Annotated in this window: 13 protein-coding genes, 2 tRNA genes and 2 rRNA genes; 5 read left to right on the top strand and 12 right to left on the bottom strand. The window is 65.1% G+C overall.

The genetic code is table 11. The annotated features are described in order from the left end of the window. Positions 1 to 128: 128 nt before the first annotated feature. The 3 genes from ACZ5XO_RS00885 to ACZ5XO_RS00895 are packed head-to-tail and all read right to left on the bottom strand — an operon-like array spanning position 129 to position 6,043. Positions 129 to 1,568 (bottom strand): efflux transporter outer membrane subunit, encoded by a 1,440-nt coding sequence (locus ACZ5XO_RS00885; RefSeq protein WP_464163467.1) that lies wholly within the window; start codon positions 1,566 to 1,568, stop codon positions 129 to 131. Continuing rightward, entirely contained in the window at positions 1,568 to 4,843 is a 3,276-nt protein-coding gene (locus tag ACZ5XO_RS00890; RefSeq protein ID WP_464163468.1) for an efflux RND transporter permease subunit, read from the bottom strand. Before ACZ5XO_RS00890 ends, ACZ5XO_RS00885 begins: the two co-directional genes overlap by 1 nt. Positions 4,844 to 4,849: 6 nt before the next feature. Then, complete coding sequence (locus ACZ5XO_RS00895) at positions 4,850 to 6,043, bottom strand: efflux RND transporter periplasmic adaptor subunit (protein WP_464163469.1); 1,194 nt, start codon at positions 6,041 to 6,043, stop codon at positions 4,850 to 4,852. A 280-nt stretch (positions 6,044 to 6,323) separates the two neighbouring features. Between ACZ5XO_RS00895 and ACZ5XO_RS00900 the strand changes: the two genes are divergently transcribed. Further along, a complete protein-coding gene (locus tag ACZ5XO_RS00900; RefSeq protein WP_464163470.1) occupies positions 6,324 to 6,809 on the top strand; it encodes a TetR/AcrR family transcriptional regulator in 486 nt (161 codons plus the stop codon). Positions 6,810 to 6,868: 59 nt separating this feature from the next. Here the strand turns inward: ACZ5XO_RS00900 and leuB are convergent, their stop codons facing one another. The 9 genes from leuB to ilvD form a co-directional block, all read right to left on the bottom strand. Then, positions 6,869 to 7,969 (bottom strand): 3-isopropylmalate dehydrogenase, encoded by a 1,101-nt coding sequence (leuB, locus tag ACZ5XO_RS00905; RefSeq protein ID WP_464163471.1) that lies wholly within the window; start codon positions 7,967 to 7,969, stop codon positions 6,869 to 6,871. After that, a complete protein-coding gene (gene leuD, locus ACZ5XO_RS00910) occupies positions 7,969 to 8,559 on the bottom strand; it encodes a 3-isopropylmalate dehydratase small subunit (RefSeq protein ID WP_464163472.1) in 591 nt (196 codons plus the stop codon). The genes leuB and leuD overlap by 1 nt, the downstream gene beginning before the upstream one ends. Further along, positions 8,552 to 9,964 (bottom strand): 3-isopropylmalate dehydratase large subunit, encoded by a 1,413-nt coding sequence (leuC, locus tag ACZ5XO_RS00915; protein ID WP_464163473.1) that lies wholly within the window; start codon positions 9,962 to 9,964, stop codon positions 8,552 to 8,554. Before leuC ends, leuD begins: the two co-directional genes overlap by 8 nt. Continuing rightward, positions 9,951 to 10,919 carry a branched-chain amino acid transaminase gene (locus ACZ5XO_RS00920; RefSeq protein WP_464163474.1) on the bottom strand — a complete coding sequence of 323 codons (969 nt, stop codon included), beginning with the start codon at positions 10,917 to 10,919 and terminating at the stop codon, positions 9,951 to 9,953. Before ACZ5XO_RS00920 ends, leuC begins: the two co-directional genes overlap by 14 nt. Next, positions 10,903 to 12,159, bottom strand: coding sequence for a 2-isopropylmalate synthase (locus ACZ5XO_RS00925; protein WP_464163475.1), 1,257 nt, complete (start codon positions 12,157 to 12,159; stop codon positions 10,903 to 10,905). Before ACZ5XO_RS00925 ends, ACZ5XO_RS00920 begins: the two co-directional genes overlap by 17 nt. Before the next feature lies 1 nt (position 12,160). Beyond that, positions 12,161 to 12,412, bottom strand: coding sequence for an ACT domain-containing protein (locus tag ACZ5XO_RS00930; protein WP_375853567.1), 252 nt, complete (start codon positions 12,410 to 12,412; stop codon positions 12,161 to 12,163). A gap of 1 nt (position 12,413) precedes the next feature. Then, positions 12,414 to 14,033 (bottom strand): acetolactate synthase 2 catalytic subunit, encoded by a 1,620-nt coding sequence (gene ilvG, locus ACZ5XO_RS00935; RefSeq protein WP_464164948.1) that lies wholly within the window; start codon positions 14,031 to 14,033, stop codon positions 12,414 to 12,416. Positions 14,034 to 14,162: 129 nt separating this feature from the next. After that, complete coding sequence (ilvC, locus tag ACZ5XO_RS00940) at positions 14,163 to 15,176, bottom strand: ketol-acid reductoisomerase (RefSeq protein WP_207823861.1); 1,014 nt, start codon at positions 15,174 to 15,176, stop codon at positions 14,163 to 14,165. Between the two features lie 3 nt (positions 15,177 to 15,179). After that, positions 15,180 to 16,883 carry a dihydroxy-acid dehydratase gene (gene ilvD / locus ACZ5XO_RS00945; protein WP_464163476.1) on the bottom strand — a complete coding sequence of 568 codons (1,704 nt, stop codon included), beginning with the start codon at positions 16,881 to 16,883 and terminating at the stop codon, positions 15,180 to 15,182. Positions 16,884 to 17,976: 1,093 nt separating this feature from the next. Between ilvD and ACZ5XO_RS00950 the strand changes: the two genes are divergently transcribed. The 4 genes from ACZ5XO_RS00950 to ACZ5XO_RS00965 all read left to right on the top strand — a co-directional run bounded on the left by ACZ5XO_RS00950 (position 17,977) and on the right by ACZ5XO_RS00965 (position 22,855). Then, positions 17,977 to 19,437, top strand: a 16S ribosomal RNA gene (locus ACZ5XO_RS00950). Positions 19,438 to 19,638: 201 nt separating this feature from the next. Next, positions 19,639 to 19,715, top strand: a tRNA-Ile gene (locus tag ACZ5XO_RS00955). A 40-nt stretch (positions 19,716 to 19,755) separates the two neighbouring features. Beyond that, positions 19,756 to 19,831: transfer RNA gene (locus ACZ5XO_RS00960), tRNA-Ala, on the top strand. A 244-nt stretch (positions 19,832 to 20,075) separates the two neighbouring features. Further along, a 23S ribosomal RNA gene (locus ACZ5XO_RS00965) occupies positions 20,076 to 22,855 on the top strand. The 16S and 23S rRNA genes sit together here with 2 tRNA genes alongside, the layout of an rRNA operon. The last annotated feature ends 29 nt before the right edge of the window (positions 22,856 to 22,884 follow it).

The following is a 22,884-nucleotide window of genomic DNA, read 5'->3' on the forward strand; positions in this document are numbered from 1 at the left end:
ATCCCTAGAGCATCAATCGGGCCGGGGTCACGCCCGGAGGCGTGAAAATCATGCGCGATCGGTCAAAAGAAAACGCCCGGCGGGGTTGAACCTGCCGGGCGTCTTCATTTTCAACGATGAGCCGAAGATCAGGCTTCCGGATCGGGGGCCTGATCCCAACCACCGGCCAGGGCCTTGAACAGGGCGATCTGGTAGGTGGTGACCTGGGCTTCCGAGGCGGCGAGGGCCGCGTCGGCCCCGGCCAGGGTCCGTTCCGAATCCAGCACCGTCAGGAAGCTGTCGGCGCCGGCGTCGAAACGCAGACGCGACAGGCGGGCCGCCGTCGCCGCCTGATCCCGCGCGGTGCGCAGGGCCGTGCGGCGGTCCAGCTCGTTGGCGTAGCTGCTGAGGGCCGTTTCCGTCTCTTGCAGCGCCGTCAGCACGGTCTGGTCGAAGGTGGCCAGGGCCGCATCGGTCTGGGCGTCGGCCTGTTTGATGCGGGCGCGGGCCACGGCGATGTTGGGGAAGTTCCAGCTGATCAGCGGGCCGACGCTGAAGCGGAAGTTGGCGTCTTCGCCCAGATCCGAGGCGTCCAGCGCGGTCGAGCCCAGCGAGCCCCCCAGGCTGATCGACGGATAGAGGCTGGCGGTCGCCACGTTCACGCGCGCGGCGGCGGCGGCCAGGCGAGCCTCGGCCTGACGCACGTCTGGACGACGGGCCAGCAGGGCCGCGCCGTCGCCGATGGGAATCGGTTGTGACAGCTGCGGCGGCGACTGGCAGCCGCGGGCCGCCTCGCTGGCCTCGGCCGGGGTGCGCCCGGTCAGGGTGGCGAGGCGATACAGGGCGCCGTCGCGCGACGCCCGCAGCGGCGGCAGGCTGGCGCGGGTCTGTTCCAGGGCTGCGCGCGCGCGGGCCACGTCCAGACCATTGCCCGAACCGCCGTCCAGCAGACGCTGGGTCAGGTCGACGGTCTTGCCCTGCAGCTCGATGGTGCGTTCGGCCACCGCGATCTGGGCGTTGGCCGAACAGGTGTCGGCATAGGCCCGGGCCGTTTCAGCGGCCACGGTGATCCGCACCACCTCCAGCGCCTCGGCGGCGGCGGCGGCGTCAGAACGGGCGGCGCGGACGGTGGACTCTACCCGGCCGAACAGGTCGACCTCGTAGGAGACGTCCAGGCCGGTCGTGTAGGTGTCGACGTCGTCCAGCGTGGCGCCGTTGGCGGCGGGGTTGGTGATCGTCGAGGCGCGGCTGCGGGTGAAGCCGGCGCTGGCGTTGGTGGTGGGCAGACGGCCGGCGCGGGCTTCGGACAGCGAGGCGCGGACGGCGCGCAGGTTGGCTGCGGCCGCCTCAAGCTCGTTGTTCTCGGTCAGCGCCTGCTGGATCAGACCATCCAGCGTGGCGTCGTTATAAAGCCGCCACCAGTCGGCGCGGGCCGCCTCGGTCGAAACCGAGGCGGATTGCGAGCCGATGAAGGCGCCCTGGCCCTGGGCCGGGATCGTGGGATCCGGCGCCTTGGGCCCGACCGCGCAGGCGGCGAGCAGAAGCGCGGCGCCGGAAGCGGTCAGGAGGGAGAGGACTTTACGGTTCATCAGGCGTCTCCCAGGCGCGGGCTGGCCGTGGTCGGGGCCGCCGGCGCGGGGTCGGTGGGGTCGTACGGATCATGGGCGGGCGCGCCGTAGGTGGTCGGCAGGTCGCGCGGTTTCTCCGGCGTCTTGGGCAGTTTGCCCGAGAGCCAGCGCATGATGACATAGAAGACCGGGGTGAAGATCAGACCGAAGAAGGTCACGCCCAGCATGCCGGAGAAGACCGACGTGCCCAGCGACTGGCGCATTTCGGCGCCAGGGCCGGTCGCCAGCATCAGCGGCACGACACCGAAGATGAAGGCGAAGGACGTCATCAGGATCGGACGCAGACGCACCTTGGCGGCGTAAACAGCCGCTTCGAAGCGATCCATGCCCTCTTCCTCTTCCGCCTGCTTGGCGAACTCGACGATCAGGATGGCGTTCTTGGCCGCCAGGGCGATCAGAACGACCAGGCCGATCTGGACCAGGATGTTGTTGTCCAGACCGCGGATGTTTACCCCGATCATGGCCGCCAGCAGACACATGGGGACGATCAGCACCACCGCGAGCGGCAGGGTGAAGGCCTCATATTGCGCCGCCAGAACCAGGAAGACGAAGACCACGGCCATGATGAAGATCATCGAGGCGCCGCCCGAGGCCTGCTTCTCCTGCAGGGCCAGTTCGGTCCACTCGTAGCTGAAGCCTTGCGGCAGGGCTTGAGAGGCCAGTTGCTCCATCGCCGCGATGCCCTGACCGGACGAGACGCCCGCCGCGGCCTGGCCCTGCAGCTCGGAAGCCGGGAACAGGTTGTAGCGGACGACGCGGGCCGGACCGGAGTCCTCGCGCAGGTTGGCGACGGCGCCGATCGGCACCATGGCGCCGGAGGCGGAGCGGGTCTTCAGGTTGGCGATGTCGGCGATGTCGTCGCGGGCCGAGGGTTCAGCCTGGGCGGTGACGCGGAAGGTGCGTCCCAGCAGGTTGAAGTCGTTGATGTAGGACGAGCCCAGATAGACGCCGAGGGTGTCGAACACCGCCGACGGCTGGACGCCCATCATCAGGGCCTTGTTGCGATCGACGTCGGCGGCGATGCGGGGCGAGCCGGTGTTGTAGGTCGAGAAGACCTGCTGCACCTGATCGGGCATCTGGGCCGCGCCGCCCATCATGGCGAAGGTGGCGCCTTCCAGCGCGCGGTAGCCCGCGCCGGAACGGTCCTGGATCATCATCTTGAAGCCGTTGCCGTTGCCCAGGCCCTGAACGGCCGGGGGGGCGATGACGAAGATGTTGGCTTCCTCGATGCCGCCGGTGGCGCCGGTGATGGCGCCGGCCAGAGCGGTCGCGGCCTGTTCCTTGGTGCGGTCCTCGAAGGCGTCGAGGCGCACGAAGATGGTCGCGGCGTTGGAGCCGAACGAGAAGCTGGAGCCGTCCAGACCGGCGAAGGCCACGGTGCCGTCGACGCCCTCGGTCTTCTGGATGATCTCGTTGGCGCGCTTCATCACGGCCTCGGTACGGTCCAGCGAGGCGCCGGCCGGAAGCTGGATGACGCCGATCAGGAAGCCCTGATCCTGTTCCGGGATGAAGCCCGAGGGCGTGTCCACCAGGCGCCAGCCGGTGAGGGCCAGCAGGCCCGCATAGACGATCATGACGACCATCAGCGAACGCACCAGGCGGGCGGTCAGGCGGCCGTACTTGTCGGACAGCCATTCGAAGCCCTGGTTGAACTTGTCGCCGGCCCAGCGGACGTAATAGGTGACCGCGCCCCACAGGCCCGGCTTGCGGACGTTGTCGTGGTGCTGGTGCGGCTTCAGCAGCAGGGCCGCCAGAGCCGGGGACAGGGTCAGGGACACCACCAGCGAGATCAGCGTCGCCGAGGCGATGGTGACGGCGAACTGGCGATAGAAGATGCCGGGGATGCCGGGGACGAAGGCGGTGGGCACGAACACCGCCGTCAGCACCAGGCCGATGGCGATCAGGGCGCCGGAGACCTCCTGCATCGAACGATAGGCGGCCTCCTTGGGAGTCAGTCCTTCTCGTAGATATCGCTCGACGTTCTCGACCACGATGATGGCGTCGTCGACGACGATGCCGACGGCCAGAACCAGGGCGAAGAGCGACAGGGAGTTGATCGAATAGCCCAGGGCCAACTGCACCGCGAAGGTGCCGACCAGGGCCACCGGGATGGCGATGATGGGAATGATGGCGGCGCGCCAGGTCTGCAGGAAGACCAGGACCACGATGGCCACCAGGACGACGGCTTCGAACACGGTGTGCTGCACCGCCTCGACCGAGGCGGCGACGAATTCCGTCGGGTTGTAGGGGATGGAGATGGCCATGCCGGCCGGCAGTTCGGCCTTGACGGCCTCGACCTCGGCCAGGACGCGGTTGGCGGTGCCGAGCGCATTGGCCCCCGGCTGCTGGACGATGGCGACGCCGACGCCGCGTTCGCCGTCGAAGAAGCCGCGGATGCCGTAATCCTGGGCGCCCAGCTCGACGCGGGCGATGTCGCGGACGCGGGTCACGCGGCCTTCGGCGTCGGTCTTGATGACCACGTCGCCGAACTGATCGGGATCAGACAGACGGCCCTGGACCTGAACCGGCAGCTGGAAGGCGGCGGCGTTGGTGGCGAAGGGCGGCTGGCCGATGGAGCCGGCGGCGGCCTGGACGTTCTGGGCGCGCAGGGCGGCGACGATGTCGGGACCCGTCAGGCCGCGCTCGGCCGCCTTGGCCGGGTCGATCCAGACGCGCATCGAATAGTTGCCGCCGCCGAACACCTGAACCTGACCCACGCCGTCGATCCGCAGGAGGCGGTCGCGCAGCGTCGAGTTGGCGTAGTTGCCGACATAGTCGTTATCCAGGCTGCCGTCCGGCGAGGTCAGGCCGACGATCATCAGGAAGCCGCTTTCGGCCTTGTTGACCGTCACGCCGATCTGGCGGACCTGCTCGGGCAGCTTGGGTTCGGCCAGGGCGACGCGATTCTGGACCAGGACCTGGGCGGAATCGAGATCCGTCCCGGGCTGGAAGGTCACCGTGATCGCCACGGCCCCGTCCGAGGTGGACGAGGAGGTCAGGTACAGCATCTTCTCGACGCCGTTGACCTCTTGCTCGATGGGGGCCGCCACGGTCTCGGCCAGGGTCTCGGCCGAGGCGCCGGGGTAGGCGGCGTTGATGGTGATGGTGGGCGGCGCGATCTCCGGATACTGCGACAGGGGCAGCATCGGATAGGCGAACAGGCCGATCAGGGTGATGAACACCGAGATCACGCCCGCGAAGATCGGCCGATCAATGAAGAAGCGGGAGATGTTCATTTAGGTTCAGCCAGCGTTGGCGAAGGAGGCGCTGGAAGCCGGCGCCGCCTGGGTGACGGGGGCCGCGTTCGGCTGCTGGGCGACCGGGGCGATGGTTCCGTTCTTCGGCTGGACCTTCATGCCCGGCATCTGGATGCGCTGACCGCCGGCGATGATGACGCGGTCGGTCGGCTTCAGACCCGAACGGATGACACGCAGACCGTCGACCAGGGGTCCGGTCTGGACGGCGCGCGGTTCGGTCGAGCCGTCGGGCTTGACGACGATGACCACACGGCGGGCGGCGTCGGTCGAGATGGCGGCGTCGGGGACCAGCAGGGCCTGATAGGCGCCGGCGCCGGCCAGTTGGGCCTGACCGAACATGCCGGGCTTCAGGAAGCCGTCGGCGTTCGGCACCACGGCGCGCAGGCGGATGGTGCCCGAGGCCGGGTCGATGGCGTTGTCGGTGAAGTCCAGCGTGCCGACGCGGTCGTAGCTGGTTTCGTCCTGCAGACGGATGCGGATCGGGGCGGCGCCGCCGGTGCGGGCGTCGCGCTGATACTTGAGCGCCAAGGCTTCGGAGCCGTCGAAGACGAAGTAGATCGGCGAGGCCGAGACCACGGTCGTCAGGACGTCGCCGGCCGAGGAGCCGCCGCCGACCAGGTTGCCCGGATCGACGCGGCGGTCGGAGACGCGGCCTGCGATCGGGGCAGTGACGCGGGTGAATTCAACGTCCAGCTGGCGGGCGCGAATGGCGGCGTTGGCGGCCGAGACGGCGGCCTGGGCCTGGGCCACGGCGCTGCGCTTGGAATCGACCTCGGCCTGGGACACGGCCTGGGAGGCCAGCAGGCCTTCCGAACGGGCGAACTCGGTGCGGGCCAGGGTCAGCTGGGCCTGGGCTTGGGCCAGTTGAGCCTGGGCGGAGGCGAGGGCGGCCTGGGCCGGACGCGGGTCAAGCGTGAACAGCAGCTGGCCCTGGCGAACATAGTCGCCGTCCTTGAAGTGAACCGACTGGATATAGCCGCCGACACGGGCGCGCACATCGACGGTGCGCGGGGCTTCAAAGCGGCCCGTGACCTCGTCCCAATCGACGATCTGGCGGGCCAGGGGCAGGGCCACCGTCACCGGCGGAGCCTGGGGGGCGGGCGCTTCGCCGCCCTTGGAACAGCCATAGAGGGCGGTCGCCATCAGTACGGACGCGGCCGCGATCTTCACCGTGCGCATCGGCGCATTCTCCTTGGGAGGGGATTTTGACGTAACAGACATAGAGGAGCAGCGATCATCGGGGGAGGATGCGCCAGTCAACATCGGGTGACTTAATGATGATCATGGTTGCGCTTGTCAACGCCTGATGACAAAGCCATATAGGCGATAAGGTTTATAGGAGTACGACCACTTGGTCCTGTGCGACGCCCCCCGACCACGCAACGCGAACGCGACCCGCCAGGCGATTCTGGAAGCGGCGCGCGAGCGTTTTTGTTCCGACAGTTATGACGACGTCGGAATGCGCGACGTCGCGCGCGACGTCGGCGTGGATGCGGCCCTGATCAGCCGCTATTTCGGGTCCAAGGAAGACCTGTTTGTCGCCGTTCTCGACAGTTGCAAGAACGGTCGCGACCTGATGGAAGGCCCGCGTGAGGATTTCGGCGATCGCCTGGCGCGCGAGATCGTCTATGGGGATCTGACGCCCTGCGAGGCGGACGGCGGCGGGGCCCGGATGCGGGGCCTGCTGATCCTGTTGCGCTCGGTCGGTTCGGCCAAGGCCATGGACGTGATGCAGCGCACCTCCAACAACCGTTTCTTCGACCCTCTGGCCGCCTGGATCGGCGGGACGGACGCCCCGGTGCGGGCGCGTCTGGCGGCGGGCCTGATCATGGGCATGGCGATCGGACGCGAGTTGTCGGGCGGCTATTCGGCGCTCGACGATCAACAGAAGGCCGAGCTGGCGCGGCGGATGTCGGCGGCCTTGCAGGGTCTGATCGACAACTGAATGCAAAAAAGGGCGGGCCGCGAGGCCCGCCCTTTCTCTTTGAGTATCGGCGCCGGGGCTCAGGCCCAGTGCATGGGGACATGGCGGGCGGCGGCCCAGTGGATGGCGCGGATGGCGTCGACGATGGCGCGGGTGGCCTCGACCGTGCCCAGGGCCCCGCCCAGATCGGCGGTGACGGCGCCCGAGGCCAGGACGGCGGCGACGGCGGCTTCGATCGAGTTGGCTTCGTCTTCCAGATCGAAGCTGTGGCGCAGCATCATGGCGGCCGACAGCACCATGCCGACCGGGTTGGCCAGGTCCTGACCGGCGATGTCGGGCGCCGAGCCGTGGATCGGCTCGAACAGGCCAGGGCCGTCGGCGCCCAGCGACGCCGAGGGCAGCAGGCCGATGGAGCCGCCCAGCACCGAGATCTCGTCCGACAGGATGTCGCCGAACATGTTCTCGGTCAGGATGACGTCATACTCGCGCGGCTTGCGGATCAGGTGCATGGCCATGGAGTCGACCAGGGCGTGCTCCAGGGTGATCTGCGGATACTCCTCGGCGTGGATGCGGGTCACGACTTCGCGCCACAGGCGGCTGGTCTCCATGACATTGGCCTTGTCGACTGAGGTGACCTTGCCGCGACGCTGGCCGGCGGCCTGGAAGGCGGCGCGGGCGACGCGTTCGATCTCCTCGACCGTATAGACGCACAGGTCCGAGGCGCTGGTTTCAGTGCGGGTCTTCTCGCCGAAATAGACGCCGCCGGTCAGTTCGCGGAAGACGATCAGATCGACGCCCTCGACGATCTCCTTTTTCAGCGGCGAGCGGTGGGCCAGGACGGGCGAGACCTGCAGGGGGCGCAGGTTGGCGTACAGGCCCATGGCCTTGCGGATGGCCAGCAGGCCCTGCTCGGGTCGAACCGGCGCGCCGTCCCACTTGGGCCCGCCGACCGCGCCCAGCAGGACGGCGTCGGCAGCCAGGCAGGCGGCCTTGGTGTCTTCGGGCAGGGCCTCGCCGGTGGCGTCGATGGCGGCCCCGCCGATCAGGTGTTCAGTGAACTCGAAGCGGTGGCCGTAGATATCGCCGATGCTGGTCAGAACGCGCTGTGCGGCCAGGGCGACTTCAGGGCCGACGCCGTCGCCGGGCAGGACCACGATGTTGAAGGTGCGGGTGTTGGGCATCAGGCGGTCTCCGGTTCACGGAAGCGTTCGTAGGTATGAATGTAGGGCAGCTTGGATTGCAGCCAGCCGAGGGTGTCGACGCCGTCGAGCAGGCACTGGCGAGCGAAGGCCTCGACCTTGAACGGGACGGCCGGGGCGTTGCCGCGTCTGATCTCGTTCGCGTCCAGATCGATGGTCACAGGCTGTTCCGGGTGGGCCGCCAGGTCGTCCCAGACATCCTGATCGACGACGATGGGCAGCAGACCGTTCTTCAGGGCGTTGGAGGTGAAGATGTCGGCGATCTCGGTCGAGATGACCGCCCGGAAACCGTAGTCCAGCAAGGCCCAGGGCGCGTGCTCGCGCGACGAGCCGCAGGCGAAGTTGGGTCCGGCCAGCAGAATGCGCTGTTCGGTCGGATCGATGCGGTTCAGCACCGCCTCCGGCCTGGGCGAGCCGTCGGCCTCATAACGCCAGTCGTGGAAGGCGTGGGCGCCCAGACCCTCGCGGGTCGTGGTCGTCAGGAAGCGCGCGGGGATGATCTGGTCAGTGTCGATGTTGGCCTGACTCAGGGTCAGGGTCTTGGATGTCAGAACCTTGAACGCTTCAGACATGGGCCGTCTCCGACAGATAGGCGCGCGGATCGGTCAGGACGCCGGCGACGGCGCTGGCCGCAGCGGTGGCGGGGCTGGCCAGGATGGTGCGGGCGCCCTTGCCCTGGCGGCCTTCGAAATTGCGGTTGGAGGTCGAGACGGCCAGTTGGCCGGGCGCGACGAAGTCCCCGTTCATGGCGATGCACATGGAACAGCCAGGGATGCGCCATTCGGCGCCCGCCTCGGTGAAGACCTTGTCCAGACCTTCGGCCTCGGCGTCGCGGCGCACGGCCTCGGAGCCGGGCACGACCAGCATGCGTACGCCGGGCTGGACCTTGCGGCCGCGCAGGACGTCGGCGGCGGCCCGCAGATCGGGCAGGCGGCCGTTGGTGCAACTGCCGATGAAGACGACATCGACCTTGTGGCCGGTGGTCGCCTCGCCGGCGGTGAAGCCCATGTAGTCGATGGCCTTGCGGTCCGAGTCCGAGCGCGGCTGCGGCACCGGGGCGCCGACGGGGGCGCCGGCGTCGGGGGTCGTGCCCCAGGTGGCCATGGGACGGATGGCGGCGCCGTCCAGCACGACCTCCTTGTCGAAGGTCGCGCCGGGATCGGAGGCCAGGGTCAGCCAGTCGGCGGCGGCGGCCTCATAGTCGGCGGGGACGTGGCGGCGCCCGCGCAGCCAGTCGATGGTGACACGGTCGGGGGCGATCATGCCCGCGCGGGCGCCCGCCTCGATGGACATGTTGCACAGGGTCATGCGCCCCTCCATGTCCAGTGAACGCACGGCCTCGCCCGCATATTCGATGACGTAGCCGGTGCCGCCGCCGAAGCCGATGGCGGCGATGACGGCCAGAGCCACGTCCTTTCCGGAGACGCCGGGGCGCAGAGCGCCATCGACGGTGACGCGCATCGACTTGGCGCGGCGCTGCAGCAGGCACTGGGTGGCCAGGACGTGGCCGACCTCCGAGGTGCCGATGCCGAAGGCCAGGGCCCCGAAAGCGCCGTGGGTGGCGGTGTGGCTGTCGCCGCAGACCACGGTCATGCCCGGCTGGGTCAGGCCCAGCTCAGGGCCCATGACGTGGACTACGCCGCGCTGGTCGGACTCCCAGCCCGCCAGTTCGACGCCGTGGCGGGCGCAGTTGGCCTCCAGGGTTTCGACCTGGGCCTTGGCGGCCTTGGTGAAATAGGGGCGCTGGCCGCTCGCGTCGGCCGGCAGGGTGGGGGTGGAGTGGTCCAGGGTGGCGAAGGTGCGGTCGGGGCGGCGGACCTTCAGTCCGCGCGCCTCGATTTCGGAAAAGGCCTGGGGCGAGGTGACCTCGTGGACCAGGTGCAGGTCCACATACATGACGCCCGGAGTCTCGGCCGTTTCCGGCACGACGACGTGTCGATCCCAGACCTTTTCATACAGGGTCCTAGGCTGGCTCATGCACGCGCTCCTTGGGAGAGGCGGCGGCCTCGCCGATGGGCTCCAGCCAGCCGAAGCGGTCGGGGGTCGTGCCGTCGAACAGGCCGCGGAAGGCCTTGTTGACGGCCTTGGTGATCGGGCCGGGGCCGTTGGCGCGGGTGGCGATGCCGTCGATGGAACGGACGGGGGTGATCTCGGCGGCGGTGCCGGTCATGAAGACCTCGTCGGCGACATAGAGGGCCTCGCGCGGCAGGATCTGTTCGCGGGCCTCATAGCCCAGACCGCGCGCCAGCTTCATCACGCTGTCGCGGGTGATGCCTTGCAGGATGGAGGCGGCGGCGGGCGGGGTCATCAGCACCCCGTCCTTGACCACGAACAGGTTCTCGCCGGCGCCTTCAGACAGACGGCCGTCCACGCCCAGGGCGATGCCTTCGCCGAAGCCGCCGACGCGGGCCTCACGTCCGATCAGATAGCCCGACAGATAGTTGCCGCCCGCCTTGGCGCCCGCCGGGATGGTGTTGGGGGCGACGCGGTTCCAGCTGGAGATGCAGGCGTCGACGCCCTTCTCCAGGGCTTCCTCGCCCAGATAGGCGCCCCAGGGGAAGGCCGAGATCATGACGTCGGTGCGGATGTTCTCAGGGCTGGGGGTCACGCCCATGCCGCACTCGCCCAGGAAGGCCAGTGGGCGCAGATAGGCCGAACGCAGGCCCTCGGACCTGACCACGTCCTTGCAGGCCTGAACCAGTTCGTCCTCGGTGAAGGGCAGGGGGAAGTGATAGATGCGCGCGCTGTCGAACAGGCGGCGGATATGGTCGGTCAGGCGGAAGCCGCACGGGCCGTTCGGGGTGTCATAGACGCGGATGCCTTCGAACACCGAGGTGCCATAGTGAAGGGCGTGGCTCATGACGTGGATCTTCGCGTCGGCCCACGGCGTCAGCTCGCCATTGATCCAAATATTCTTAGCCAGCGGCTGCATAGGTCTTGTCCATCTGTGCGGAGGCGCCTCCGGCCGTCACGGCCGCGATGATGGCGGTCAGCTCCGCGTCATTGATTTCGCCGATCTGGTCGGCGCGTTGCTTGAAGCCGGCGAAGACGTCGGCCAGGCGCTGGCCTTCCAGCACGTGACCCAGGGCCTCGGCCCGCTTGCCGACCGCGTGGCGGCCGGAATGCTTGCCCAGCACGAAGTAGCTGCCCTCGAAACCGACGTCCTCGGGACGCATGATCTCGTAGGTGCGGGCGTCGGCCATCATGCCATGCTGGTGGATCCCGGCCTCGTGGGCGAAGGCGTTCAGGCCGACGATGGCCTTGTTGCGGGCGATGACCGTCTCGGTCACGTCGCGCAGGGTCTGTGAGGCCCGCACCAGGTGGCGGCTCTCGGCGGATACTGTGACGCCATAGCGGTCCGCGCGGGTGCGCAGGGCCATGATGACCTCCTCGATCGAGGCGTTGCCGGCCCGTTCGCCGATGCCGTTGATCGCCCCCTCGATCTGACGCGCCCCGCCTTCGACGGCGGCCAGGGAATTGGCGACCGCCAGGCCCAGGTCGTTGTGGGCGTGCGACGAGAAGATGATGTCCGCGTGGCGCGGGCGGATGATCCCGTCCAGCCAGGCGAAGCGCTGACGCGCTTCTTCGGGCGTGGCGTAGCCGACGGTATCGGGCACGTTCAGCGTCTGGGCGCCCGCGTCGGCGGCGGCCATCAGGGCCTCGGCCAGGAACTCGGGTTCCGTGCGGAAGGCGTCCTCGGCGGAGAACTCGACGTCGTCGAACATGGAGGCGGCGTATTCCACCGTGCGCGAGATGGTGGCCAGCACCTCGTTGGTGCTCATCCGCAGCTTGGCCGAGCGATGGATCGGGCTGGTGGCCAGGAAGACGTGGCAACGGCGATGCGATTTCGGCGCCGGGGCCAGGGCGCGGAAGGAGGCGTCGATGTCCTTCTCGTTGGCGCGCGACAGGGAGGCGAAGACCGGTCCCTCGATCTCGCCCGCCACGCGGCGGATGCATTCCTCGTCGCCCGGCGAGGCGGCGGCGAAGCCGGCCTCGATCACGTCCACGCCCAGGTCGCGCAGGACATGGGCCATCTTCAGCTTGGCCTCGGCCGACATGGAGAAGCCGGGCGCCTGTTCGCCGTCCCGCAGGGTGGTGTCGAAGATGATGACGCGGTTGGGATCGGACGCCGCGATCTCGGCGGTTCTGGATACGCGTTCTACTCGGGACATTTTACGCGGCCTCGGATTGGTAGGCGGGGGCGCTGATGCGAGCGACGCCGAACAGGCGGTCGATCTGGCAGCCCAGATTGTCGATGGAGCGCGCGGCGTCGCGGCCGCGCACGGTCAGGGCGATGCGGCGCGAGGCGCCTTCGTCGGCCATGCTCATGCCGTCGATGTGGAAGCCGCGGCGTTCCACCAGGCCGATGAGACGCTGAAGCGAGCCGTCGGCCCGGTCGATCTGGATGTGAATGGTGTCGCTCATTTCATGCGCCTTCCATCATTTCAGCGTTGCTCTTGCCCGGCGGAACCAGGGGCCAGACGTTCTCTTTGGGGTTGATGACCACGTGGGCCAGGCAGGGGCCGTCGGCCGCCAGCAGGCGGGCGATCCCGTCCTCGACCTGATCGCGGCGGTCGATGCGGAAGGCCTCGACGCCGAAGGCCTCGGCCACCTTCACGAAGTCCGGGTTGTCGGACAGATCGACCTCGGAATAGTTCTCCTCGAAGAACAGCTCCTGCCACTGGCGCACCAGACCCAGCGAGGAGTTGTCCAGCAGGACGATCTTCAGCGCGACGCCATAGCGTTTCAGCGTCGCCAGCTCCTGGATGTTCATCATGAAGCCGCCGTCGCCGGCGATGGTGACGACCGTGGCCGACGGGTCGGCCAGCTTGGCGCCCAGACCGGCGGGCAGGCCGAAGCCCATGGCCCCCAGTCCGCCGGAGGTGATGTGGGCTTCCGGCCTGGAGAAGCGGCAGTGCTGGGCCGCCCACATCTGATGCTGGCCAACGTCACAGGCGGCGACGAAGCGGTCGCCGGCGGCTTCGGACAACTGCTTCAGCAGGGCCGGCGCATAGACGCCCTCGCCCGGCGCGTCATAGCGGGCGGCGTGATGCGCGGCGGCCGAGGTGCAGCGGATGACCCAGGGGTCGATGGTCAGAGGGGCGGCGGCCAGACGGGCGGTCAGAGCCTCGACGCCGGGCTTCAGCTCGCCGGCGACCGCGACCTGGGTGTCGCGCAGCTTGCCGATTTCGGAGGCGTCGATGTCGAAGTGGACGACGCGGGCGTGGGGGGCGAACTCGGCCAGCTTGCCGGTGGCGCGATCATCGAAACGCGCGCCCAGGACGATCAGCAGGTCGGACGCCTGGACCGCCTCGTTCGCCGCGCGCGTGCCGTGCATTCCCAGCATCCCCAGAAAGCCGGGGGCGTCGGTGGGCACCGTGCCCAGGGCGTTCAGGGTCGAGACGGCGGGAATGCCGGTCGCCTCGGCGAAGGCGCGGACGGCCTCGGTCGCGCGACCGATCTTCACCCCGCCGCCGATATAGATCAGCGGACGTTCGGAATTGCGGATAAAGCGCTCGGCCTCGGCGACGGCGTCGTGGTCGACCTCGGCTGTCTCATTGGGGATGTTGAAACCGAACGGGGCGACGGCGGTGGCGAACTGGACATCCTTGGGCAGGTCGACCAGGACCGGGCCGGGGCGGCCCGAGGCGGCGATGTGGAAGGCCTGTTCGACGGCGGCCGGGATCTCGGCCGCGTCGCGCACCAGGATGGAGTGCTTCACGATCGGCAGGGTGACGCCCAGGATGTCGATCTCCTGGAAGGCGTCGGTGCCCATGACGCCCTGGGGGACGTTGCCCGTGATGCAGACCATCGGCACAGAATCCATCATGGCGTTGGCGATGCCGGTGATCAGATTGGTGGCGCCGGGGCCTGAGGTGGCCATGCAGACCCCGACCTTGCCCGAGGCGCGGGCATAGGCGTCGGCGGCGAAGGCCGCGCCCTGTTCGTGGCGGACCAGGATGTGCTTCAGGCCCGTACCGGTCAGGGCGTCGTAGATGGGCATGATGGCGCCGCCGGGGTAGCCGAAGACCACCTCCACGCCCATCCGCTCCAGGCTGGAGACGAGCAGGCGCGCGCCGGTGGCCGTGTCGTGCACGGTCGCCGGGGCGGAGGCGGTTTTCAGGGCGGGCGCGGCGGCGCTCATCGGGTCAGTCTCTCTTTATATATATGCGGGTCAGGCGGCTTCAGACTTGGGGGTCTGCAGCCAGGCCATGCGCTCGCGCAGGCGGGCGCCCGTCTGCTCGATGTGGGATTGGCGATCGGCGTCCAGCCAGGCCTGGTACTGCGGCTTGCCGGCCTCGTTCTCGGCGATCCAGTTCCTGGCGAAGGTTCCGTCCTGGATCTCGGTCAGGACCTCCTTCATGCGGGCGCGGGTCTCGTCGGTGATGACGCGCGGGCCTGAGGCGACGGCGCCCCACTTGGCCGTTTCCGAGATGAAGTGGTGCATCTTGGAGATGCCGCCCTCGTAGAACAGGTCCACGATCAGCTTCAGCTCGTGCAGGCATTCGAAGTAGGCGATCTCGGGCTGGTAGCCGGCCTCGACCAGGGTGTTGAAGCCCGAGATGACCAGCTCCTTGGCGCCGCCGCACAGGACGGCCTGTTCGCCGAACAGGTCGGTCTCGGTCTCTTCGCGGAAGCTGGTTTCCAGCAGGCCGCCGGTCGCGCCGCCGATGCCCTTGGCGTAGCCCATGGCGCGGTCGCGCGCCTTGCCGGTCGCGTCCTTCTCGATGGCGAACAGCGAGGGAACGCCGCGGCCGCGCGCGAACTCGCGACGGACCAGGTCGCCCGGCCCCTTGGGCGCGACCAGGATGACGTCCATGTCGTCGCGCGGGGTGATGCGATCGTAGATGATCGAGAAGCCGTGGGCGAACAGCAGGGCGGCGCCCGGCTTGGCGTTGGGCTCGATGATGTCGCGATAGACCTCGTTCTGGATCATGTCCGGGGTCAGGATGGCGATGATGTCGGCGCCGCGAACGGCCTCGGCCGGCTCGGCGGTGGGGACGCCGTCGGCCGTCGCATGCTTCCAGCCCGTGCCGCCCTGGCGAACGCCGACGACCACGTCATGCCCCGAGTCCTTCAGGTTCTGGGCGTGGGCGCGGCCCTGCGAGCCATAGCCGATGACGGCGATGCGCTGGCCGGCGATGGCGCCCGGCTTGATGTCGTCGTTGGTGTAGATGGTGATGGCCATGGTTCAGGCGTCCTCAGAGATGGCGGCGTTGGAATAGGTGGAGGCGGCCAGATCTGCGGGGATCTGGGCCGGCGGCGGATTGGGAATGGTCACGGCCCCTTGCGAGGCGGAGGCGACGGCGGCGCGGTATTTCGCGAAAACGCCTTGCGCCGGACGGACCCGGTTGGGGGCGAAGTCCGCCCGGCGCGCCTCCAGATCGACGAGCACATCGATCCGGCGGTTGGTGACGTCGATGACGATCGGATCGCCATCGCGAATGAGTGCAATCGGGCCGCCGACCGCCGCTTCGGGCGAGACGTGGCCGGCGACGAAGCCGTAGCTGGCGCCCGAGAAGCGACCATCGGTCAGCAGGGCGACGTTCTCGACCTTGCGGCCCTTCAGGGCGGCGGTGACCTGCAGCATCTCGCGCATGCCGGGGCCGCCCTTGGGCCCTTCGTAGCGGATGATGATGACGTCGCCTTCGCCGACCGAGCCGTCCTGAACCGCGTGGAAGGCGTCTTCCTCGCAGTCGAACACGGCGGCCGGGCCTTCGAAGCGGTCGACCTTGTGGCCGGTCAGCTTGATCACGGCGCCCTCGGGCGCCACGTCGCCGTAGATGACGGCGTAGGAGCCGCGCGCCATGACCGGGGCGTCCATGCTGGTCACGACCTGCTGGCCCGGGGTCTCCTCGGCCTCGGCGGCCTCGGCGAACAGGCTGCGGCCCGAGACGGTGGGCGTATTGACGATCTTGTCCGCCTCGGCCAGTCGCTGGGCGACCAGGCGCGTGCCGCCCGCGGCGAACAGGTGCGAGGCCAGGAAGCGACCGCCGGGCTTCAGGTCGCAGATGACCGGGGCCTCGACGCAGGCCTGGTGGCAGTCCTCGATGCCGAAGTCGACGCCGGCCTCGGCGGCGATGGCGGTCAGGTGCATGACGGCGTTGGTCGAGCCGCCCGAGGCCGAGACGGCGACGGCGGCGTTCTTCAGGCTGGCCCTGGTGATGTACTTGCGGGCGGTGTCCCCGGCGAAGACGCGCTCGACGATCAGACGGCCGCAGCGCTCGCCTTCCGCGCCCTTGCCCGGATCGACGGCGGGCACGTCGTTGGCGCCCATGGGGCTGATGCCCATCATCGACAGGGCCATGGCCATGGTGTTGGCGGTGAACTGACCGCCGCAGGCGCCGGCGCCGGGGCAGACCGCGCTCTCGACCGCCTTCAGACCCTCGTCGGACAGGGCGCCGGCGCCGTGGGCGCCGATGGCCTCGAACACTTCCTGGACCGAGACCTCCTTCTCGCCGATCCGGCCGGGCAGGATGGTGCCCCCGTAATAGACCAGGCCGGGGATATCCATCCGGGCCAGAGCCATGGCCGCCGCCGGGATGGTCTTGTCGCAGCCGACGATGCAGACGACGCCGTCCAGCTGATGCCCCTCGACCGCCAGCTCGATGGAGTCGGCGACGACCTCGCGGCTGATCAGCGAGGCCTTCATTCCCGCCGTGCCCATGGAGATGCCGTCGGTGACCACGATGGTGTTGAAGTCGACCGGATAGCCGCCCGCCGCGATGATGCCGGCGCGCACGTCCTTGGCCAGACGATCCAGGTGCATGTTGCAGGGCGTGACCGTCGACCAGGTGTTGACGATGGCGATCATCGGCTTGTCGAAGTCGGCGTCCTGCATGCCTGCCGCGCGCAGATAGGACCGCGCCGCGGCCCGGTTCGGACCATGGGTCACGGCGGAACTGCGTGCGTTGGGTTGTTTTTTGCTGTCAGACGAGTTGGTCATCGGATTTTTGGAAGGTTCTGCCTGTCGGCTCTGTCTCGGGCACATGAAAAACCCCGCTGCCGGGTGGGAGCGGGGTGAAGCGGGCGATTTTGACTGGTTTAGGTCAGGTCGCAGGCATCCACACCGCTCGGCTAAGCGGAATAAGAATTACCGAAAGAAGGAGTACGCCCAGCGACAGCACGCGCAGATCGGCCGCCGCTTTCGCGGGGCTCAGGATCGCAGCGATGGCGGCGCGGTGGGACACAGGAGAACCTTTCAACTGGGCGCTCTTATGCCGTCGTCCGTGCTGCGATGCAACCCGCCGCGACCGGAATGTGGAAGAAAAATGCTTCAACATGCGCTGTCGCCTGTTTTGCGCGCATTCAGGTCTCGGTCTTCTGGGTGTGGCGCAACATTTTACCGATGCGGATCGCACCCTCTATATGTGAGGTCCGGACGGAGGTGCGAGTGCGGGTGGCGCGGCGTTCTGTTTGTGACTCTGGTTCGTTGAGATAGTTCGTATTTCTGTCATTTGAGGGTTGTGGATTCGGGGCTGTGTCCGTATATCCGCCGCTCGCTCGGGAACGGGCGTGGCGCGGGGTTCGGAGACGGGCTTTGCGAAGTGGATCCGGGGCATTGGCTTCCGGGTTTGCGGAAGGGCTGAAAAGCCTGGTTGACTTGGAGGATTGGTTTCCTTAGAAGGCCGCCTCCGCTGGGGCTCTCGGGTTCCGGGAAGTGTTGAGAAAGTTCTTTAAAAAGAACTGGTTGACACGGAAAATCAGGGGCGCTAAACACCGCCTCCGCCGCGAACGGGCGTTAAACGGTTCGGCCGGTTTTACCGGTTGTGGTCTTTGAAATCGTTGATCTGGAAAGAGAAACGCAGGCGGCGGTGTCCTGGCGAAGTTCTTCGGAACTTTAGTCGACACTGACAATCTGCGGTCTTTTTGAAAAGACATACCATGTAACTGGTCTTCGGATCGGTGACGTGGGATCTCGTCAATAATACGTAGAACTAACGCCAAGACGATTTAGTCGTCTTAAGCTTAGGTCAGATAAGTCAACTCAACCTGAGAGTTTGATCCTGGCTCAGAGCGAACGCTGGCGGCAGGCCTAACACATGCAAGTCGAACGGACCCTTCGGGGTTAGTGGCGGACGGGTGAGTAACACGTGGGAACGTGCCTTTAGGTTCGGAATAGCTCCTGGAAACGGGTGGTAATGCCGAATGTGCCCTTCGGGGGAAAGATTTATCGCCTTTAGAGCGGCCCGCGTCTGATTAGCTAGTTGGTGAGGTAATGGCTCACCAAGGCGACGATCAGTAGCTGGTCTGAGAGGATGACCAGCCACATTGGGACTGAGACACGGCCCAAACTCCTACGGGAGGCAGCAGTGGGGAATCTTGCGCAATGGGCGAAAGCCTGACGCAGCCATGCCGCGTGAATGATGAAGGTCTTAGGATTGTAAAATTCTTTCACCGGGGACGATAATGACGGTACCCGGAGAAGAAGCCCCGGCTAACTTCGTGCCAGCAGCCGCGGTAATACGAAGGGGGCTAGCGTTGCTCGGAATTACTGGGCGTAAAGGGCGCGTAGGCGGATCGTTAAGTCAGAGGTGAAATCCCGGAGCTCAACTTCGGAACTGCCTTTGATACTGGCGATCTTGAGTGTGAGAGAGGTATGTGGAACTCCGAGTGTAGAGGTGAAATTCGTAGATATTCGGAAGAACACCAGTGGCGAAGGCGACATACTGGCTCATTACTGACGCTGAGGCGCGAAAGCGTGGGGAGCAAACAGGATTAGATACCCTGGTAGTCCACGCCGTAAACGATGATTGCTAGTTGTCGGGCTGCATGCAGTTCGGTGACGCAGCTAACGCATTAAGCAATCCGCCTGGGGAGTACGGTCGCAAGATTAAAACTCAAAGGAATTGACGGGGGCCCGCACAAGCGGTGGAGCATGTGGTTTAATTCGAAGCAACGCGCAGAACCTTACCACCTTTTGACATGCCTGGACCGCCACGGAGACGTGGCTTTCCCTTCGGGGACTAGGACACAGGTGCTGCATGGCTGTCGTCAGCTCGTGTCGTGAGATGTTGGGTTAAGTCCCGCAACGAGCGCAACCCTCGCCATTAGTTGCCATCATTCAGTTGGGAACTCTAATGGGACTGCCGGTGCTAAGCCGGAGGAAGGTGGGGATGACGTCAAGTCCTCATGGCCCTTACAGGGTGGGCTACACACGTGCTACAATGGCGACTACAGAGGGTTAATCCTTAAAAGTCGTCTCAGTTCGGATTGTCCTCTGCAACTCGAGGGCATGAAGTTGGAATCGCTAGTAATCGCGGATCAGCATGCCGCGGTGAATACGTTCCCGGGCCTTGTACACACCGCCCGTCACACCATGGGAGTTGGTTCTACCCGAAGGCGATGCGCTAACCGCAAGGAGGCAGTCGACCACGGTAGGGTCAGCGACTGGGGTGAAGTCGTAACAAGGTAGCCGTAGGGGAACCTGCGGCTGGATCACCTCCTTTCTAAGGATGCTTCTCCAGTCTCTCACGAGGCTATTGAGGCTCCGATTTAGTCGGGTGCTTAGGCACACTGACATTATGCGGGACGCCGCCGTCTCCGTTTCTCTTTCCAACCATTCGTCATCACGACCTTGAGCCATGTGGGTTCATGACAGTGATGGCGTGATCGCGAGCCTGGTTGTCTTGGGCTGTCGCGCTGCCTGAAGGCCCGTAGCTCAGGTGGTTAGAGCGTACGCCTGATAAGCGTAAGGTCGGCAGTTCGAGTCTGCCCGGGCCTACCAGCACGACGGAAACCGAAGCTCTCCTGGCTATTCCCTGATTGGGGCCTTAGCTCAGTTGGTAGAGCGCCTGCTTTGCAAGCAGGATGTCATCGGTTCGAATCCGTTAGGCTCCACCATTTCCCTTGGGGCTACCGCCTGGCGGCTACTTGAGCCCCGGCGAGTATCGCGATCAAAACAAGTTTGCAGCTGATCTTCGGATCGTCTGCATTGACATTGTGAAGGAAGAATTTGTCCGGCCCCTCATAGGCTTTCAGGACAGGTTCGAAGAAGACATCGTCTGGCAAGTAAAACCAGGTGTAGGTCCGGCGGATACCTCTTTCCATCCCCCGGATAGCCTATGCATGGGTTTTGCTGAGAAACGATCAAGCGTTTAAGGGCTTCTGACGGATGCCTTGGCGTAGAGAGGCGATGAAGGACGTGGCAAGCTGCGATAAGAGCCGGGGAGGCGCTAGCACCCTTTGATCCGGCTATTTCCGAATGGGGGAACCCACCTTTACAGTCTTCCAACTCTGCTTTTCGGAGCAGCGATTGGTGGATTGTTGAAAGGTATAATGAGCTGAATACATAGGCTTCATTAAGCGAACCCGGTGAACTGAAACATCTCAGTAACCGGAGGAAAGGACATCAACCGAGACTCCCGTAGTAGTGGCGAGCGAACCGGGACCAGGCCAGTGCTCTTGTGAAATAAAGGCGAACGATCTGGAAAGATCGGCCATAGCGGGTGACAGCCCCGTAGCCGTCAAACAGCAAGAGACTCGAGTAGGGCGGGACACGTGAAATCCTGTCTGAACATGGGGGGACCACCCTCCAAGCCTAAGTACTCCTCTACGACCGATAGTGAACAAGTACCGTGAGGGAAAGGTGAAAAGCACCCCGACAAGGGGAGTGAAACAGATCCTGAAATCGGAAGCCTACAAGCAGTCGGAGCCCCCAAGCGGGGTGACGGCGTACCTTTTGTATAATGGGTCAGCGACTTCATGTGTCGAGCAAGCTTAAGCCGTTAGGTGTAGGCGCAGCGAAAGCGAGTCTGAATAGGGCGCTAAGTTCGACGTATGACGACCCGAAACCAGGTGATCTATCCATGAGCAGGTTGAAGGTTAGGTAACACTAACTGGAGGACCGAACCGGTGAATGTTGAAAAATTCTCGGATGACTTGTGGATAGGGGTGAAAGGCCAATCAAACCTGGACATAGCTGGTTCTCCGCGAAATCTATTTAGGTAGAGCGTCCGACGAATACCCTGGGGGGTAGAGCACTGGATGGTTGCGGGCTGCGCGAGCGGTACCAATACTAACCAAACTCCGAATACCCAGGAGTACTATCGGGCAGACACACGGCGGGTGCTAACGTCCGTCGTGAAAAGGGAAACAACCCTAACCATCATCTAAGGCCCCCAAGTCATGGCTAAGTGGGAAACGATGTGGGATTGCTTTGACAATCAGGAGGTTGGCTTAGAAGCAGCCATCCTTTAAAGAAAGCGTAACAGCTCACTGATCAAGCGATCCTGCGCGGAAAATGTAACGGGGCTAAAGCCATGCGCCGAAGATATGGGTTTGCAGTTTACTGCAAGCGGTAGCGGAGCGTTCCGTAAGCCTGTGAAGGTCAACCGTGAGGTTGGCTGGAGGTATCGGAAGTGAGAATGCTGACATGAGTAACGACAAACAGAGTGAGAAACTCTGTCGCCGAAAGACCAAGGGTTCCTGCGTAAAGCTAATCTGCGCAGGGTTAGTCGGCCCCTAAGGCGAGGCTGAAAAGCGTAGTCGATGGGAAGCAGGTAAATATTCCTGCACCAGCTGGAAGTGACGGATGGCATAACTTGTAAGGGCTTATTGGATTGTCCTTGCAGGGGCGTTGTCCCTGGAAATAACTCCAGCAGAGACCGTACCCGAAACCGACACAGGTGGTCAGGTAGAGCATACCAAGGCGCTTGAGAGAACTGTGCTGAAGGAACTCGGCAAATTGCACGCGTAACTTCGGAATAAGCGTGACTCACCTTGCGCAAGCAGGAATGAGTGGCACAAGCCAGGGGGTAGCGACTGTTTAGCAAAAACACAGGGCTCTGCGAAGCAGCAATGCGACGTATAGGGTCTGACGCCTGCCCGGTGCCTGAAGGTTAAAGGGAGGAGTGAAAGCTCCGAACTGAAGCCCAGGTAAACGGCGGCCGTAACTATAACGGTCCTAAGGTAGCGAAATTCCTTGTCGGGTAAGTTCCGACCTGCACGAATGGCGTAACGACTTCCCCACTGTCTCCAGCACAGGCTCAGTGAAATTGAATTCCCCGTGAAGATGCGGGGTTCCCGCGGTCAGACGGAAAGACCCTATGAACCTTTACTATAGCTTCGCCTTGGCGTTAGCGACCGTATGTGTAGGATAGGTGGGAGGCTATGAAACCGGGGCGCCAGCTCTGGTGGAGCCATCCTTGAAATACCACCCTTACTGTCGTTGACGTCTAACCGAGGGCCGTTATCCGGTCCCGGGACATGGCGTGGTGGGTAGTTTGACTGGGGCGGTCGCCTCCCAAAGTGTAACGGAGGCGCGCGATGGTGAGCTCAGAGCGGTCGGAAATCGCTCGTCGAGTGCAATGGCATAAGCTCGCCTGACTGCGAGACTGACAAGTCGAGCAGAGACGAAAGTCGGCCATAGTGATCCGGTGGTCCCGAGTGGAAGGGCCATCGCTCAACGGATAAAAGGTACTCTAGGGATAACAGGCTGATTTTGCCCAAGAGTCCATATCGACGGCAAAGTTTGGCACCTCGATGTCGGCTCATCACATCCTGGGGCTGGAGCAGGTCCCAAGGGTATGGCTGTTCGCCATTTAAAGTGGTACGTGAGCTGGGTTCAGAACGTCGTGAGACAGTTTGGTCCCTATCTGCCGTGGGTGTTCGAAGCTTGAGAGGATCTGTCCCTAGTACGAGAGGACCGGGATGGACATACCTCTGGTGGACCTGTCATGGCGCCAGCCGTGCAGCAGGGTAGCTAAGTATGGAATAGATAACCGCTGAAAGCATCTAAGCGGGAAACTAACCTCAAAACAAGGCTTCGCTGAGGATCGTGGAAGACTACCACGTTGATAGGCCAGGTGTGGAAGCGCGGTGACGTGTGAAGCTTACTGGTACTAATAATCCGATCGGCTTGATCGTTTCTCAGCAAAACTCATTCGGTTCTACTT

Source organism: Brevundimonas sp. T2-11 (genome assembly GCF_055397675.1).

Coding starts and splice junctions, on each gene's coding strand:
- ACZ5XO_RS00890 (WP_464163468.1), bottom strand. CDS start 4,843: ATGAACATCTCCCGCTTCTTCATTGATCGGCCGATCTTCGCGGGCGTG.
- ilvC (WP_207823861.1), bottom strand. CDS start 15,176: ATGGCCATCACCATCTACACCAACGACGACATCAAGCCGGGCGCCATC.
- leuC (WP_464163473.1), bottom strand. CDS start 9,964: ATGAGCCAGCCTAGGACCCTGTATGAAAAGGTCTGGGATCGACACGTC.
- ACZ5XO_RS00920 (WP_464163474.1), bottom strand. CDS start 10,919: ATGCAGCCGCTGGCTAAGAATATTTGGATCAATGGCGAGCTGACGCCG.
- leuB (WP_464163471.1), bottom strand. CDS start 7,969: ATGCCCAACACCCGCACCTTCAACATCGTGGTCCTGCCCGGCGACGGC.
- ilvG (WP_464164948.1), bottom strand. CDS start 14,033: ATGGGCGTGGAGGTGGTCTTCGGCTACCCCGGCGGCGCCATCATGCCC.
- ACZ5XO_RS00900 (WP_464163470.1), top strand. CDS start 6,324: ATGCGCGACGTCGCGCGCGACGTCGGCGTGGATGCGGCCCTGATCAGC.
- ACZ5XO_RS00930 (WP_375853567.1), bottom strand. CDS start 12,412: ATGAGCGACACCATTCACATCCAGATCGACCGGGCCGACGGCTCGCTT.
- ACZ5XO_RS00925 (WP_464163475.1), bottom strand. CDS start 12,159: ATGTCCCGAGTAGAACGCGTATCCAGAACCGCCGAGATCGCGGCGTCC.
- ACZ5XO_RS00895 (WP_464163469.1), bottom strand. CDS start 6,043: ATGCGCACGGTGAAGATCGCGGCCGCGTCCGTACTGATGGCGACCGCC.
- ACZ5XO_RS00885 (WP_464163467.1), bottom strand. CDS start 1,568: ATGAACCGTAAAGTCCTCTCCCTCCTGACCGCTTCCGGCGCCGCGCTT.
- leuD (WP_464163472.1), bottom strand. CDS start 8,559: ATGTCTGAAGCGTTCAAGGTTCTGACATCCAAGACCCTGACCCTGAGT.